At 68.0% G+C, this 15,491-nt stretch carries 14 protein-coding genes; 10 read left to right on the top strand and 4 right to left on the bottom strand.

The window, feature by feature from the left end; genetic code table 11:
* Window position 1: 1 nt before the first annotated feature.
* Entirely contained in the window at window positions 2–1,150 is a 1,149-nt protein-coding gene (gene hemW, locus ACW172_RS07000) for a radical SAM family heme chaperone HemW (protein ID WP_492034458.1), read from the bottom strand.
* The gene (gene rdgB / locus ACW172_RS06995) at window positions 1,143–1,745 is read right to left on the bottom strand and encodes an RdgB/HAM1 family non-canonical purine NTP pyrophosphatase (RefSeq protein WP_492034457.1); all 603 of its coding nucleotides are present in this window, start codon (window positions 1,743–1,745) and stop codon (window positions 1,143–1,145) included. The genes hemW and rdgB overlap by 8 nt, the downstream gene beginning before the upstream one ends.
* A gap of 522 nt (window positions 1,746–2,267) precedes the next feature.
* Here rdgB and ACW172_RS06990 point away from each other — a divergent pair.
* From ACW172_RS06990 to ACW172_RS06980, 3 genes are read left to right on the top strand one after another with little or no spacing between them, the layout of a single operon-like run.
* Window positions 2,268–2,891, top strand: coding sequence for a DUF2975 domain-containing protein (locus ACW172_RS06990; protein WP_492034456.1), 624 nt, complete (start codon window positions 2,268–2,270; stop codon window positions 2,889–2,891).
* Between the two features lie 21 nt (window positions 2,892–2,912).
* A complete protein-coding gene (locus ACW172_RS06985; protein ID WP_492034455.1) occupies window positions 2,913–3,155 on the top strand; it encodes a helix-turn-helix domain-containing protein in 243 nt (80 codons plus the stop codon).
* A gap of 3 nt (window positions 3,156–3,158) precedes the next feature.
* Window positions 3,159–3,752, top strand: coding sequence for a Smr/MutS family protein (locus ACW172_RS06980; RefSeq protein WP_492034454.1), 594 nt, complete (start codon window positions 3,159–3,161; stop codon window positions 3,750–3,752).
* Window positions 3,753–3,830: 78 nt separating this feature from the next.
* On the opposite strand, the gene ACW172_RS06975 is transcribed toward ACW172_RS06980, so the two are convergent.
* Complete coding sequence (locus ACW172_RS06975; RefSeq protein ID WP_492034453.1) at window positions 3,831–5,975, bottom strand: M13 family metallopeptidase; 2,145 nt, start codon at window positions 5,973–5,975, stop codon at window positions 3,831–3,833.
* A 210-nt stretch (window positions 5,976–6,185) separates the two neighbouring features.
* Here ACW172_RS06975 and ACW172_RS06970 point away from each other — a divergent pair, with 210 nt between their 5' ends.
* Entirely contained in the window at window positions 6,186–8,045 is a 1,860-nt protein-coding gene (locus ACW172_RS06970; protein WP_492034452.1) for a cation:proton antiporter domain-containing protein, read from the top strand.
* A 246-nt stretch (window positions 8,046–8,291) separates the two neighbouring features.
* On the top strand, window positions 8,292–8,957 hold the full coding sequence (locus ACW172_RS06965; protein WP_492034451.1) for a TetR/AcrR family transcriptional regulator: 666 nt from the start codon (window positions 8,292–8,294) through the stop codon (window positions 8,955–8,957).
* 75 nt (window positions 8,958–9,032) lie between these two features.
* Here ACW172_RS06965 and ACW172_RS06960 read toward each other — a convergent pair whose 3' ends face one another.
* Window positions 9,033–10,154, bottom strand: a complete 1,122-nt coding sequence (locus ACW172_RS06960; protein WP_492034450.1) for a Rieske 2Fe-2S domain-containing protein — start codon at window positions 10,152–10,154, stop codon at window positions 9,033–9,035.
* Between the two features lie 142 nt (window positions 10,155–10,296).
* Between ACW172_RS06960 and ACW172_RS06955 the strand changes: the two genes are divergently transcribed.
* The 5 genes from ACW172_RS06955 (at window position 10,297) to ACW172_RS06935 (ending at window position 15,377) form a co-directional block, all read left to right on the top strand.
* Window positions 10,297–11,310: an alpha/beta fold hydrolase gene (locus tag ACW172_RS06955; protein ID WP_492034449.1), complete on the top strand. Its 1,014-nt coding sequence runs from the start codon at window positions 10,297–10,299 to the stop codon at window positions 11,308–11,310.
* 10 nt (window positions 11,311–11,320) lie between these two features.
* A complete protein-coding gene (locus tag ACW172_RS06950; protein ID WP_492034448.1) occupies window positions 11,321–12,091 on the top strand; it encodes an APH(3') family aminoglycoside O-phosphotransferase in 771 nt (256 codons plus the stop codon).
* 17 nt (window positions 12,092–12,108) lie between these two features.
* On the top strand, window positions 12,109–12,732 hold the full coding sequence (locus ACW172_RS06945) for a class I SAM-dependent DNA methyltransferase (RefSeq protein ID WP_492034447.1): 624 nt from the start codon (window positions 12,109–12,111) through the stop codon (window positions 12,730–12,732).
* Window positions 12,733–12,769: 37 nt separating this feature from the next.
* The gene (locus tag ACW172_RS06940; RefSeq protein ID WP_492034446.1) at window positions 12,770–13,054 is read left to right on the top strand and encodes a hypothetical protein; all 285 of its coding nucleotides are present in this window, start codon (window positions 12,770–12,772) and stop codon (window positions 13,052–13,054) included.
* Window positions 13,055–13,256: 202 nt separating this feature from the next.
* Window positions 13,257–15,377 (top strand): transglycosylase domain-containing protein, encoded by a 2,121-nt coding sequence (locus ACW172_RS06935; protein ID WP_492034445.1) that lies wholly within the window; start codon window positions 13,257–13,259, stop codon window positions 15,375–15,377.
* Window positions 15,378–15,491 lie beyond the last annotated feature (114 nt).

The following is a 15,491-nucleotide window of genomic DNA, read 5'->3' as shown; positions in this document are numbered from 1 at the left end:
TTCAGGTCAGGAGCGCCTTGAGCACCCCGTCCAGCACCGGACGGCCCTTCGGCGTGGCGATAACCCGGCTGGCGCGCGTCTCGAGAAAGCCGTCGGCGGTCAGGTTGGCGACCCGGTCCGCGACGCCGAGCGTGTCGAAGGCGGAGGCTTCCGCCCCCTCGACGGTGCGAAGACCGAGCAGGACTCGCTCCTCGGCGGCGCCTTCGGCGTCCAGCGCCTCCCGTTCGGTCCAGGGTGCGCCTTCCGCGACACCAGAGACATAGTCCCCGATCCGGCGGTGGGCGATGGTGGCGGTGCGCAGCCCCTCCAGCGTCAGCCGCCCGTGGGCGCCGGGGCCGAGGCCCAGATAGTCGCCGCCGCGCCAGACATGCAGATTGTGCGCCGACCGGGCCGCCACGCCGCGCGCGTGGTTGGACACCTCATAGGCCTCGAAACCGGCGGCCCCGAGGACGGTCTGGGTCGTCTCATAGAGGGCGGCGGACAGGTCCTCGTCGGGCGGGGTCCAGTCGCCGCGCGCGAAGGCCCGGCCGAAGGCGGTCGTGGGCTCGACGGTCAGCTGATAGGGCGAGACGTGCTCGAACCCCAGGTCGACGGCGGTGGTCAGTTCGGCCGTCCAGTCGGCGACCGACTGATCCGGGCGAGCGTAGATCAGGTCGATCGAAAGCCGGCCGAAAGCCTTGCCGGCCAGGGCGATGGCGCGCCGCGCCTCCCCCGCCGAATGGTTGCGCCCGAGGAACCTCAGGGCCGCCTCGTCCAGCGACTGGACGCCCAGCGACAGCCGGTTGATCCCGGCGTCGGCCAGGGCGGCGAAATGGGCCGCCTCGGCGTCGGTCGGATTGGCCTCAAGCGTGATCTCGACGGGATGGGCTGTCGGGAAGCGGGCGTGGATCGCCGCGATCACCGCCGCCACGGCTTCGGGCGGCATCAGGGACGGGGTGCCGCCGCCGAGGAAGATTGAGGCCAGTCGCCGCTCACCGACCAGCTCTGCCTGGGCCTCGAGATCGCTCAGGATCGCCGCGACCAGCCCGGCCTGCTCCTCCGTCCGCCCGCGATCCCGCACGACGTTGAAATCGCAATAGGGGCAGATGCGGGCGCAATAGGGCCAGTGGACGTAGACGGCGACATCCGAACCCGGGTCGAGGTCAGTCAATCAGGGCGGCCTTGAGCTTGGCGAAGGCGCGGGCGCGATGGCTCATGGCGTCCTTGGCCGCCGGCTCCATCTCGCCGAAGGTCTGGTCGAAGCCGTCGGGAATGAAGATGGGGTCATAGCCGAAGCCGCGCGTGCCCCGGGGCGGGAAGGTCAGCTGGCCGTGGACCTCGCCCTCGACCACGACGCACGGTCCATCCGGCCAGGCGACGGCCAGGGCCGAGGTGAACCAGGCGCGGCGGTCGGTCGATCCGATCTCCTCCAGCCGATCCTCCACCTTCTTCATGGCCAGGGCGAAATCCTTGCCCGGCCCGGCCCAGCGCGCGGAAAAAATGCCCGGCGCCCCGTCCAGCGCCAGAACGGACATTCCGGAGTCGTCGGCCAGGGAAACCTCGCCAGAGAGCTGGGCCGCATGACGCGCCTTCAGCATGGCGTTGCCGCCAAAAGTGGTCTCGGTCTCGTCCGGTTCAGGCAGATTCAGCTGTCCTGCGGTGACAATCTCGTAATTTCCATCCAGCAGGGCCGCGATTTCGGGGACCTTTCCGGGGTTGTGAGTGGCCGCGACGAGCCGCATCCCTTTGATAAGCTTGAGTTTCATCGCTGTTCACGCACCGCGTTACAATCCATTGCCAAAGTTTAATATCGTTAAACGATATGTAACGTGACCTCGCCCGTTGCAAGGCCTATCTATGTTCTCACGAACGGGGGCCGCACCGTTCCAGAGATTGACGGAAACGCACAATCTTTACCCAGCGGTCATAACCAAGTGGGCAATAAACGTCCCACACTCAGGAGAACCACGATGAACACGATGAACGCCTCTCTCTTCATGGACAAGGTCGGCAATGTGCTGGTCAACGCCGCCCTGCTCGCCGCCCTGCCGACCGCCCTGGTCGCCATCCTCGCCCAGGCTTTCTGAGCCCGTCTACCGCGCCTTGCATCGATCTCGATGCAGGGATTGACCGAGGGGGTCTGATCCAGACCCCCGGTTCACGGCAGATGCGCTTTTGTAAGGCTTTGACGAGACCCATGAAGATCGCGATGTATAAGACCGCGACGGGGTTCGCCGGACCCCGCGCGGCATTCGCCTCCTCCCTCCCGGCCTGAGCGACCCCGGCCGATGCGCCTTCCGACCCTCGACAATCTGAAAGGTCGGCTTCCGGCAAACGGCGTCGCCTCCCGCATTCGATTTCCGCGCTTTCGCGCCCCCTGGCGGACCCTGGGTCCCGGCTCGGTCGCCAGCCTTCTGAAGGTCGCCCTCGACGTGGCCTATCTGCTGCTGATGCTGATCACCGCCGTCCTGCTGATCGCCTTCGTCGCCGCCATCTTCATTCCTGTCGCCAACTACAACGTCACCGTCACCGACCATGACGGCGGTCTGCAGCAGCCCCTGACGCGGCCGCTCCTGCTGTTCGGTCTCGGCGCCCTGTCGGCCTGGGTCGGCGGCTTCCTGCTGATCCTGCGAAACCTGCGCCTCATCTTCCGCACCCTGACCGCGGGCGACCCCTTCCGGCCCGAGAATGTGCGCCGTCTGCGCGCCATCGGCCTGACGCTCGCCACCGTCACCGCCGGCGTCTGGGTGGCCCAGGGCATGGTCGCGGCCCGCCTCGTGCCCGGGGTCATGGACCCGCAAGGGTTCGGCGAACTGTTGACCCCCATCTTCTCCGTCCTGGTCGTCTTCGTCCTCGCCGAAGTGTTCCGCGAGGGCGCCCGGCTGCGCCGCGAATCCGAACTGACCATCTGATCTGATCGAGCATCCCTTCTCATGGCCATCCGCATCCAGCTCGACCGCATCCTGCTCGAACGACGCATGTCGCTGACCGAGCTCGCCGACCGCGTCGGCGTGACCCTGGCCAATCTGTCGATCCTCAAGACCGGCAAGGCGCGGGCGATCCGCTTTTCCACCCTCGACGCCCTGTGCCGGGAGCTGAACTGCCAGCCGGGTGATCTTCTGGTCCATGAGCCGGGCCCGCAGGATTTGACCGCCGACGACGACGGCGACGACTGACCCGTGGCCAAGGGGCCGCCGAAAAAGACCTCGGGGGGCAAGGCTTCAGGCGATCTGACGTCCGAGGACCGTCGCATCTGGGCCCGGGTCTCGGGCTCGGTGACCCCGCCGACGGCCCGAAAGGCCGCCCGCGTCACCCCCGGCGGCCCCCTGCCGGCCGATCCGCCCGCCAGCCTGTCGACGGCCACGACCCCGGCCAAAAAGCCTGTCCTGACGAAGACGCCGCCCAGGCTCGCGCCGGCCCGTCCCGTCGCCTCTCCCGCTCCACGGGGTGCCCCGGAAGAGCTGGAGCCGCGCCGCCAGCGCCGGCTGTCGCGCGAGCGGGATCCGATCGAGGACCGCATCGACCTGCATGGCTTCGGCCGCTTCGAGGCCGAGGACCAGCTGCGCGCCTTCCTGATGGGCTGTCAGGCCCGGGGACTGAAGTCGGTGCTGGTGATCACGGGACAGGGCCGCAGGGGCGGCGGCGTCATCCGCGCCTCGGTCCACGAATGGCTGCAGTCGCCGGCCCTGCGCCCGATCGTCTCCGGCTTTGCCTCCGCCCACCGCCGGCACGGCGGCGACGGCGCGATCTATGTGACGCTCCGCAAAAGCTGAGATCAAGGAAAAGGGCCGGAGCGTCTCCGCTCCGGCCCTTCCTCATTCAGGCTTCCTCTTTGAAGAGGGGCGCTCGCCTTACCAGATGTGAACCCGGTCGGCCGGGGCGAGGTAGTATTTCGAGCCGGCCTGGACGTTGAAGGCTTCGTACCAGGCGTCGGAGTTGCGCAGCGGGCCGATGACGCGGAACATCGCCGGGCTGTGCGGGTCGGTGGCGACCTGTTGCTTGGCGGCTTCGTCGCGCATCTTCGACTGCCAGACCTGGGCCCAGCCGTAGAAGAAGCGCTGGTCGCCGGTGACGCCGTCCAGAACCGGGGCGGCCTGACCGTTCAGGGAGATGTGATAGGCCTCCAGACCCACGGCCACGCCCGAGGCGTCGCCGATGTTCTCGCCCATCGTGAGCCCACCCTGGACGTGATAGCCCGGGATGGGTTCGAAGGCGTCGTACTGGGCGCCCAGACGCGTGGTCAGGGCCTGGAAATTGGCCTTGTCGGCCGGGGTCCACCAGTCGCGCAGCACGCCGTCGCCGTCGGACTTGGAGCCCTGGTCGTCGAAGCCGTGGCCGATCTCGTGACCGATCACGCCGCCGATGCCGCCGTAGTTGACGGCCGGGTCTGCGTTCGGATCGAAGAAGGGCGGCTGCAGGATGGCAGCCGGGAAGACGATCTCGTTGTTCGACGAGTTGTAATAGGCGTTCACCGTCTGGGGCGTCATGCCCCATTCGGTCTTGTCGACCGGCTTGTTCAGGCGGGCCAGTTGGTAGTTCCACTGGAAGATCCCGGCGCGCTCGGCGTTGCCGAACAGGTCGTCGGGACGGATTTCCAGGGCGGAGTAGTCACGCCATTTGTCCGGATAGCCGATCTTGACGGTGATCTTGGACAGCTTCTCCTGGGCCGCGGCCTTGGTCGTGTCGCCCATCCAGCTCAGGCCGGCGATGCGGTGCGACAGGGCCGAACGGATGTTCGAGACCAGCTGTTCCATCTTGGCCTTGGATTCGGCCGGGAAGTATTCGGCGACATACAGACGGCCGGTCGCCTCGCCGAGCGAACCCTCGGCGAAGGAGATGGCGCGCTTTTCGCGGCTGCGCTGCTCGGGCTGGCCCGACAGGTCGCGCGAACGGAACTCCCACTGGGCGTCGGCGAAGCGGCGCGACAGCCGCGGCGCGGCGTCATCGGCGGTGTGGAAGGCTTCCCACGCCTGCAGCAGGGCGACCGGGGTCTCGGCGTAGATGGCCGCGATCTTGGGCATGGCCGTGTTCTGGGACACGATCAGGCGTTGGGCCGTGCCCAGCTGGGCGGCGTCGAAATAGGCCTGCCAGGGGAAGCCCGGCGCCTCTTCGGCCAGTTTGGCGATGGTGTATTCGTTATAGGTCTTGTCGCGGTTGCGGTTCTCGATCGGGGTCCAGTGGGTTTCGGCGATCGAGGTTTCCAGGGCCACGATGGCGGCCGCGTTCTCGGCGGGGTTTTCCCAGCCGATCATGGTCAGCATGCGCTCGACATAGGCCTGATACTTGACCTTCTTGTCGGCGTAGAGCGGCGACAGATAGTAGTCGCGGTTCGGCAGACCGAGGCCGCCCTGACCGGCGGAGACGACGTAGCGGTCAGGCTGTTTGGCGTCGATGGTGATGCCGGTGCGGAAGAAGGACGTGCCCAGACGGCCCTGGGTCCCGCCCATCAGAACGGCCATCTTCTCACGGGTGTCGGCGGCGCGGATGGCGGCCAGATAGGGCTGCAGCGGCTGGGCGTCGAGCTGCTCGATGCGGGCCTCGTCGATATAGGAGCGGTAGGCGTCGGCGATCTTGGCCTCGTCGGTGCCCGGCGTCAGGTCGGTGCGGGCCGCCAGACCCAGGACCAGTTCCTTCATGCGGTTGTCCGACAGTTCGCGCAGCAGGGCGAAGGAGCCGTAGGAGGTGCGGTCCGACGGGATGACCAGCGACTTCAGCGCGGTCCCGTTGGCGTATTCCATGAAGTTGTCACCCGGGTTCACCGTGGTGTCGCGACCGGCGAGGTCGAAGCCCCAGGTCCCGTACTTGGGCGCGACCGTGCCCTGATAGCCCGAGCCGGTCGGGCCCGACTGGAACAGGGCGACCATGGTGCAGCCGTCGTCGATGCACTCATGCGCGTCGGACTGGGCGCTGAACAGGCCGGTGTCGGCGGTCTGGGCGAAGGAGGCGGCGGGCACGAGCAGGGCGCCGAGGGCGGCGCCGAGGAGAAGCTTCTTCATGTAGGAAAACAGTCCTGAAAGGTCGGCGATTTTCGTCGAATGAGGCGGCGGATGAGGCCATCTGCGGCCGAAGCCAATATGGCGGTTCGGCGGCGAACCTACGCCGGACAGGGGGGGTGTCGCCTTAAAAAAGATTCATGAATCTCCGCGACGGGATGGCGCCGGAGCCCCGTTGAGACAAGATTGTCCCCATAGCGAATTGGGGGGCGAATGGCGGGCGGACACGGCGGCGGCGGCGAATACAAGGATCTGGTCGTCTTCCTGGCGGCGGCGGGCGTGGTGGTGCCCCTGTTCAGCCGTCTGAGGATCAGCCCGGTGCTGGGCTTCCTCGCCGCAGGCGTCGTTCTGGGGCCGCATGGCCTCGGTCAGCTGACCGATACCCTGCCCTGGCTGTCCTGGTTCACCATCAGCGACCCGGCCCAGATCGCCCAGCTCAGCGAGCTCGGCGTCGCCTTCCTTCTCTTCATGATCGGGTTGGAGCTGTCGTGGGAGCGGCTGCGCTCGATGCGCCGCCTCGTCTTCGGCTTCGGCCTGCTTCAGGTTCTGGTCTGCGCGGCGGTTCTGGGGGGCGGCTTCCTGCTGCTGGGCCAGTCGCTGGCCGCGGCCGCCGTCCTCGGCATGGGTCTGGCCCTGTCCTCAACGGCGGTGGTCATGCCGGTCATGGCCGAGAGCGGGCGGCTCAAGGGAGCGACGGGCAAGGCGACCTTCGCCGTCCTTCTGGCCCAGGACCTGGCCGTGGCGCCGATCCTGATCACCGTCTCCTTCCTGGCGGCCGCCGCCCATCCGGGCGGCTTCCTTCAGCCCGACCAGATCGGCCGCACTCTCTTTACCCTGGCGCCCGCCGCCCTGGGTCTGGCCCTGATCGTGGTGCTGGGCCGGGTGGTGCTCCGACCCCTGTTCCGGTCCGTGGCGCGCAGCCGCAAGCGCACCCACGGCGGTCAGGAGCTGTTTGTCGCCCTGTGCCTTCTGGTCGTGGTCGGGACCGGGGTCGCGGCCCAGGCGGCCGGTCTGTCGATGAGCATCGGCGCCCTGATCGCCGGCCTGCTGATCGCCGAGACCGAGTACCGGCGCGAGGTCGAGGTCAATATCGAGCCGTTCAAGGGTCTGTTGCTCGGGGTCTTCTTCGTCGGGGTCGGCATCGGCCTGGATCTGAACGTCCTCGCCGCCGACCCGATCTTCGTCTTCAGTCTCGCGATCGCCCTCACGGCCATCAAGGCCGGGGTCATCTACGGCCTTGCCCGTCTCTGGAAACTGGGCCCCCGCACGGCGATCGAAACCGCCCTGGTCCTGGGGCCGGCCGGAGAGTTCGCCTTCGTCGTCCTGAACACCGCCATGGGCGAGGGTCTGGCCTCGCCCGCCTTCACCCAGGCCGTACTGGTCTCGGCGACCCTGTCGATGTTCACCGTGCCCCTGATGGCCTGGCTGGGCCAGGCGCTGGCGCCCCGTCTTGAGCCGCGCGACGTCGAGACGCCGGCCGTGCCGCCCGAGGCCCTGAACCCGGTGGTGCGCGAGGGCGTGGTGCTGATCGTCGGCTTCGGCCGGGTCGGGCGGCTGGTCGGCGAGCTTCTGGCCGAGCACAAGGCGCCCTTCATCGCCGTCGACGCCGATCCGGCGACGGTGACCGAGGCCCGTCGCCAGGGCTTCGACATCTATTACGGCGACGCCGGACGGGCCGAGATGCTGACCGCCTGCGGCATCGACAGCGCCCGCGCCCTGGTGGTGACCATGGACGCCCCCTCCAAGGTGGATGAGGTGGTCATCGCCGCCCGGGCCCTGCGCGACGACATGACCGTGATCGCCCGCGCCCGCGACGACCGCCACGCGGCCCGCCTCTATGGTCTGGGCGTCACCGACGCCGTGCCCGAAACCACCGAGGCCAGCCTGCAACTGGCGGAGAACACCCTGGTCGACATCGGCGTGCCCATGGGGCTGGTCCTGGCGTCCATCCACGAAAAGCGCGACGTTTTTCGCGCGGTCTTCCAGGCGGCCATCCCCGAGGCGCGGCGCGGCCGCGCGACCCGGGCCCTGCGCGGGTCTACAGTTCGGAAACCTTTGGAAAATAAAGCGTAGCCGTTCGCGACGGAATGTCCGAATAACGTCGTTTATCCACTGTGTCGGTTCGCTGACACCGCGCCGCGAGGAACCGCGCCGTTAATATTTGGACCCCAATTTCGTCATCGTTCCGTGATGAAGACCCCCGTTCTCGGGGCGACGCCTTCTGAAAACCGGTGAATTCCGGGGCTCTCGGCCGTGCCCCTTCTTCCTTTTCGTCCCGGCGGTTCCCCCGCCTCCGGGTTTGAGTAAAGCATCTCTTCCATGTCTCACACCGCCGCGACCGCCGACGTTCAGACCCCCGATGACGTCGCCGGACACGAAACCCCCCGCCTGAACCGCCGCCAGGCCGCCAAGATCCGCACCCGGCAGAAGGTCCTCGACGCCGCTCGGGGCCTGTTCGCCGAGCGCGGCTATGAGCCGGCCACCATCCGCGACATCGCCAAGGGCGCGGGTATGTCCACCGGCGCCGTCTTCGCCAACTTCCAGGACAAGGCCGAGCTGTTCGAAGCCGTCCTGACCGAAGACATGACCAAACTGGCCGACACGGTGAAGGCCGGCGCCGGCGAGGGTTCGGTCAAGGCCCGTCTGGCCGCCGCCCTGACCGCCGGCTACCACGGCTCGCTGGACCAGCTGCCGCTGTTCCAGGCCATCGTCGCCCGCTCGTGGTTCCAGCCGCTGGCCGCCGAGACGCGCGCCCGCGCCGTGACCAAGCAACTGCTGGCCGTCATCACCCAGATCCTGCGTGACGGCGTCGGCAAGGGCGAGCTGTCGCAAGACGCCGACGTGCCGCTGCTGACCGACCTGCTGTGGGACGCCTATCTGTCGAACTACCGCCGCGCGGCCTACGACAGCTGGACCGAGCAACAGCTGTCGGACCACGTCGCCAAGCAGATCGACGTCATCCTCGCCGGCGCCCTGACGCGCTAAGGGATTTGAGTCTCCTCCCCGTCGCGCAGCGATGGGGAGGTGGCTCCGAGCTCTGCGCGAGGAGACGGAGGGGTTCTAGCTCTTCCACCTCAGCACCCCGGCCTTGACCGGGTTGACGAAGCCGCGTCCCTCGACGCGGCTTTTCGTCCATTCGCGCTTGAGCTGCTGATACCACTTCGCCTGTTTGTCGGCGTCGTCGATCCAGATCAGGGCGGGGTCGTAGCGCAGCCCCTCGTTCTGCAGGTTCACCATCCCGCCGTCCTGCTTCAGGAAGGCGACGACGCCCATCCGCAGGAAGGGCTTGGCGATGTTGAACACCCAGTGGTCGGACCAGAAGATCTGGGTGATCCGGGTCTTGGTCTCTGTCACCGGCGTCAAACAGGTCAGGGCCAGGACCTGTTTCTCACCGACCTGGATATGCTCCCAGCGATAGCCGGGCAGGCGGAAGGTGATCTCGGTCGCGGGGGCGCCGCCGAGGATCTTGTAGGCTCTCGAGTTCGACGACGGCGCGTGGCGGACCATGGCGAAGCCGAACTCGCGCGGTTCGAAGGCCTTGGCCTTCTCATGCATCGAATGCTCGGACCGCCACCACCACTGCTGATGCACGAAGGGCCCGTGGGCCGGGTCCATCAGGCCGACGACGGCGTGGTCGATATGGCTGTCGAAATCCATCCATTCGACCAGCCTGGCCTCGCCGCCGACGACACCCGGGAAGACCGGCGGCGCATGGTCGGGGGCCTCGTCCGAGCGCGGATCGGAGCGCATGAAGACAAAGACCAGCCCCTGGCTCTCGACCACCGGATAAGAACGGACGCGGATCCGGCCGGCCTCGAAGGCCTGTTCCTCGACCAGGGACGGAATGGCGGCGCAGACCCCGTCGGGACGGAAGCGCCAGCCGTGATAGGGGCATTCGATGGTCTCGCCCTCGCCGGGCTTGTCGACCATCCGCCCGGCCGAAAGCGGCGCGGCCCGGTGCGGACAGATGTCGCGCATGCCGTAGGCGGCGCCGGCGTTCGTGCGGCCGATCAGCACCGGCTCGCCCATGATCTCGTAGCGTTTCAGCGACCCCTTGGCGACGTCGTGCGCCAGGGCCACGAAATACCAGGCGTCCAGCACGAACCCCTTTCCGAAGGCGGTCGGCGGAGCCTTGGCCTCAGGGGCATTGGAGGAGACGGGGGCGGAGTCGGCGGAGGGCATCCCGCCATTCTAGGCGTCTGCGCCCGTGACGTCATCACGCAGGATTTTTTCCACCGCCCCGCTTCCGCCCGCATCCATTCGTCCCCACTGTGACGACAAGGGATCAGAACGCAGGCGAACCGCCTGCCCGGAGGGACGCCACATGAACACCCAGCTGTTGACCGGAATGGTCGCCGCCATCGGCCTGATGATCAATTTCGGCGCGGTGGGCCTCGCCTCCGCACAGGACGGCCATATGGAACACGCCGAACACCACCGCCACGCCGACTTCGCCTCGGACCGGCTGCATGTCCGCATCGACGGCGAGCCGGCCGGTCCCGGGGTGCGTGACATCATCCTGATTCCCGGGCTGAGCTCCTCGCCCGAGGTCTGGGACGGCACGGTCGAACACCTGCAGGCGCGCTGGAACTCCGAGACGGTCAGCGTCAACAACGGCGTCCCCGTGACGGTCGAGACGCTTCAGCCCGGCGGCTGGCGTATCCACCGCATCCATATCCAGGGCTTCGCCGGCGCCCCGACCGAGGGCAACGCCTCCGGCCCGGTCTCGGCCCCGGTCGCCGAGGAGATCGCCCGCTACATCACCGAAAACCATCTGGATCACCCGATCGTCGTCGGCCATTCCATGGGCGGCACCATCGGCCTGATGCTGGCCGCCCGCCATCCCGATCTGGTCGGCAAGCTGATGGTCGTGGACATGCTGCCGAGCCTGGGCCCGGCCTTCGCCGGCCCGACCGCCACCCGCGAGCAGATCGAGGCCGTCGGCCAGCGCACCCACGACGGCATCGCCGCCGAAACCGGTCAGGCCCGCATCGACAGCGCCAACCAGACCATCGGCTCGATGATCAAGACCGAGTCGAAGCGCGCCGGACCGATTCAGGACACCCTGACCAGCGACACCGACGTCATGGCCCGCGCCATGCAGGAACTGGTCGTCACCGACGTCTCGCCCGAGTTTTCGAAGATCACGGCCCCGGTCGAGGTCCTCTACGTCGATTTCAACGGCATGCCTGCGGGCGGCACCGACGCCATCTACCGTGGCGCCTATTCCCGCCTGCCGGGGGTGAAGCTGCAGCGCGTCGCCGACAGCGCCCACTTCATCATGCTGGACCAGCCCGAGGTCTTCTATTCGGCGCTGGACGCCTTCGTCGCGCCGTAGCCTGCCTGCCATGGACCTGCCCCCGCCCATCGCGTCCTTCGTGGGCGACGCGGTGCTCGAACCTGACGCCATCGGGGAATCCCCCTGCTCCGTCAGCAGTTTCATGCGCGGCGGGGAGCGGTTCTTTCTCAAGACCTCGCCCGCGGTCTACGCTCCGACGACGTTCAGCGTCCTGCGCGAAGCCCGGGTCCTGGACTGGCTTTCCGGTCGCCTGAACGTCCCCGAACTGGTGCATGTCGGCCGGACGGAAACCCATGAGGTCATGGTGACGCGTCAGGCGCCGGGCGAGCCCCTGGCCGCGCGTATCGCTGCGGATCGACCCGTTCTTCCCCTGTATCAGGAAGCCCTGAAACGGCTGGCTGCGGTGCCGATCGACGACTGCCCGTTCGATTCCGGGATCGCCGTCCGCCTTGAGGAGCTGGAGTATCTGATGGCGAAGGACCTGATCGCCGACGACTACGATCCGGGACAGTGGCCGGACCTGAACACGCCCGAGAAACTGTTGGCCCATCTCCGGGCCACACGGCCTTCGGAGGCTCTCGTCTTCACCCATGGCGATCTCTCGGACGGCAATGTCTTCGTCGATGAGCGCGACGCGCTGTATTTCATAGACCTCGGGCGGGCCGGAAAGGCGGACCGCTGGACCGACGTCGCCTTCGTGCATCGCGGTCTGCGGGAGGATCTGTCGCCGGAGATCGCCGACGAATTTCTCCGGGCGCGGGGCGAGCCGGACGCGCCGGCCCGGCGGGAGTTCTTCGAACAGCTGGACGAACTTTTCTGAACCGGGGGGACTGGCGCGTGACGACCTCCGCGGACCGAATTATCGGCCTCTATTCCGACAAGGCCGAAGGTTGGATCGCCGACCGTCGGCGGACGCTGGGGACCGGCGGTCCGGGCCTGACCGAGGCCGGCTGGTTCGAGCGGTTCACGGCCGCGCTGCCGCCCGGCGGAACCGTGCTGGACATCCGCTGCGGCGCCGGCTGGCCGGTGGCGGCGGCCCTGATCGAGCGGGGGTTCAAGGTCACGGGTGTCGATCCGGCGCCCGGCCTTCTGGCCCATGCGGGTGAGACCCTGCCCCAGGGCGAATGGCTGGCCGGCGATATGCGCACGCTGGATCTGGGCGACCGCCGCTTCGACGGCCTTCTGGCCTGGCACAGCCTGTTTCACCTCAGTCCCGCCGACCAGAGGATCGCCCTGCCGCGCATCCTGTCCCACGGGGCCCGACCTTGCGTCTTCATGACCTCCAGCGGCCCGGGCGAGGGCGAGATCGTCGGCGACTGGCGCGGCGAGCCCCTCTACCACGGCAGCCTCGCGCCAGAGGAATACCGCGCCATCTTCGACGCCCACGGCTTCGTCGCCGATCCGATCGATCCGGCGGAGCAGGACGAGTATGGTTTGATCTGGGTGGCGCGGCGGCGATAGCGTGATGTCTTCGTCCTCACCCATCGAAAGGAAGTCCGTGGACGGCCGATCCGATTTCATCAGGCGATGGAAGGGCCTGCGACTGGCCCTTGGCGTGTTCGCGGCATGCCTCCTTCTGGCGGCGGCCTTCAAGCCGGTGCTGCTTTTCCCGATCTGGCTGGTCGGATTGCCGGTCTTCGGAATTCTGCTTTGGCGTGTGCGATGCTGGCAGTGCTCCGGGCGACTGGTCGCCAATGCCGGGAGCGAAATCCGCTGGCGCAGGGACGGCCTCTGGAACTGGAAGCCCTGTGAGCACAAGCGCTGCGGCGCGCCCTTGCTCTGAGCCCCCGTACGCCTCGTGCACCGCCGCTGCACCCGCGCCTCACCGATCGTTAACCGCTCCGCCCTGATTTCACCGGAAACAAGCCTCACGTTCCCGTGACATCTTCACCGCCTGTTCACCACGCGGGCTGTTTTGATGGGCGACGTGTGGGATAGCGCCGGATCGGGTAGAACCCTTCCGCAGCGGGACTTTGAGGATATCCATGGCCGGTCCAGGTTTCGGCAGACAGGGTGGCCATTCGGGTGGTCGTCCGAGCGGTGGTGGGGGCGGCGCGAAGCCGCAGCGCACCCGTCTGCAACAGGCCCTCTACTGGGGCGGCGTCCTGGCCATCTGGGGAGCGATCTTCCTGGTGGTCTTCTTCGCCGTCTTCGCGCGCGGCCTGCCGGACACCTCCAGCCTCTACAATGTCTCGCGCCAGCCCTCGATCACCTATCTGGACCGCAACGGCGCCCTGATCGCCACGCGCGGGACGCAGCAGGCGCCGCCGGCGGATCTGGACAGCCTGCCCGACTATGTGCCCGCCGCCTTCATCGCCATCGAGGACCGCCGCTTCTGGTGGCACCCGGGCTTCGACCCCATCGGCATGATGCGGGCCGCCGCGCGCAACATGCGCGCCGGCCGCGTCGTGCAGGGCGGCTCGACCCTGACCCAGCAGCTGGCCAAGAACCTGTTCCTGACCCCCGACCAGAACATGCGCCGCAAGGTGCAGGAGCTGATGCTGGCCGTCTGGCTGGAGATGAAATTCTCCAAGAAGGAGATCCTCGCCCTCTATCTGAACCGGGTCTATTTCGGCGCCGGCGCCTATGGGATCGAGGCGGCCTCGCAACGCTATTTCGACAAGTCGGCCAAGGATCTGACGGTCGGCGAGGCGGCGCTTCTGGCCGGCCTGCTGAAGGCGCCGTCGCGCTATTCGCCCGTGTCAGAATCCAAGCGCGCCGCCACCCGCGCCACCGTGGTTCTGGACCAGATGGTCGCCACCGGCGTCATCACCCCCGCCCAGCGCGAGCAGGCGGTGCTGGAGCCCGTCCGCGTCTCGCGCACGCTGGCCAGCCAGCACGCCCAGTATTTCATCGACTGGCTCGACAAGCAGATCCGCGGCCTGGTCGGCGAACCGACCGAAGACATGGTCGTCGAAACGACCCTCGATCTGACGCTGCAGACCTCGGCGGAACGCGCCGTCAACCGCATCCTGACCCGCGACGCCGGCAAGGGCGTGCAGCAGGCGGCGCTGGTGGCCCTGGACGGCGACGGCCGGGTCCGCGCCATGATCGGCGGCGCCTCCTATGCCGACAGCCAGTTCAACCGCGCCGTCGACGCCCAGCGTCAGGCCGGGTCCTCGTGGAAGCCCTTCGTCTATCTGGCGGCCATGGAGGCCGGCTATACGCCCCAGACCCCGGTGGTCGACGAGCCGATCACCATCGGCACATGGTCGCCCAAGAACTATTCCGGGACCTTCGGCGGGCCGACCACCATCGCCGACGCCGTGGCCCATTCGACCAATACGATCGCCGCCTCGGTCGCCGACAAGATCGGCCGCGACAGCGTCTCGCGCGCCGCGCGCCGTCTGGGCATCACCAGCCGCATCAGCCTCGACCCCGCCATGGCTCTGGGCACCTCCGAGGTCTCGCCCATCGAAATGGCCCAGGCCTATGACGCCTTCGCCAACGGCGGCCGTCGGGTCGAGGCCTATGGCATCAGCCGCATCCGCACGCCCCAGGGCCGGGTCATCTACCAGCATTCCAACACCGGCGCGGTCGGCCAGCAGGCGATCAACAACCCGCCGCTCTACTATATGAACCAGCTGCTGCGCGGGGTCATGACCGGCGGGACGGGCGCCTCGGCCTCCATTCCCGGCCGCGATCTGGCGGGCAAGACCGGCACCACCTCGGACTACAAGGACGCCTGGTTCGTGGGCTACACCGGCGGCTTCGTCGCCGCCGTCTGGGTCGGCAAGGACGACGCCACGCCGATGCGCGGCGTGACCGGGGGCGGTTCGCCCGCCGCCATCTGGAAGGACTTCATGTCCGCCGCCCTGCCGCGCCTGAACGCTCCCGCCATTCCCAACGGCCCGCCCATGCCCGAGGGCTGGGTTCCGCCCGATCCGGTGGGCGATCTGATGGGGCAGGTCGAGGACCCCTATGGCGGCACGGTGACCACCCCGGTCGATCCGAACGCCGGCGAGCCCTATGACGGCCAGCAGACGCCGGCGCCGCGGGTCGAGGTCCGGCCTGCGCCGCAGCAGCCCAAGCCGCGTCGCGAGGATCCGCCCCAGAAGCTCGAGACCCTGCCGCCCGAGAAGCGTTCGGACCCGCTCTTCTTCTGACGCTCATCCCGCTTCCGTCATCCTCGGGCTCGTCCCGAGGACCCATGGCGGACACGGGCAGGAGGATTGAGGTCACGCGGATCGCTTGGGCGCGCCCCGTCACACAGTCGGTTG

This window comes from Brevundimonas sp. ALps5 (assembly GCF_058681645.1).
The sequence above is the reverse complement of the archived record's forward strand: the minus strand, read 5'-3'. Positions and strand labels throughout refer to the sequence as shown.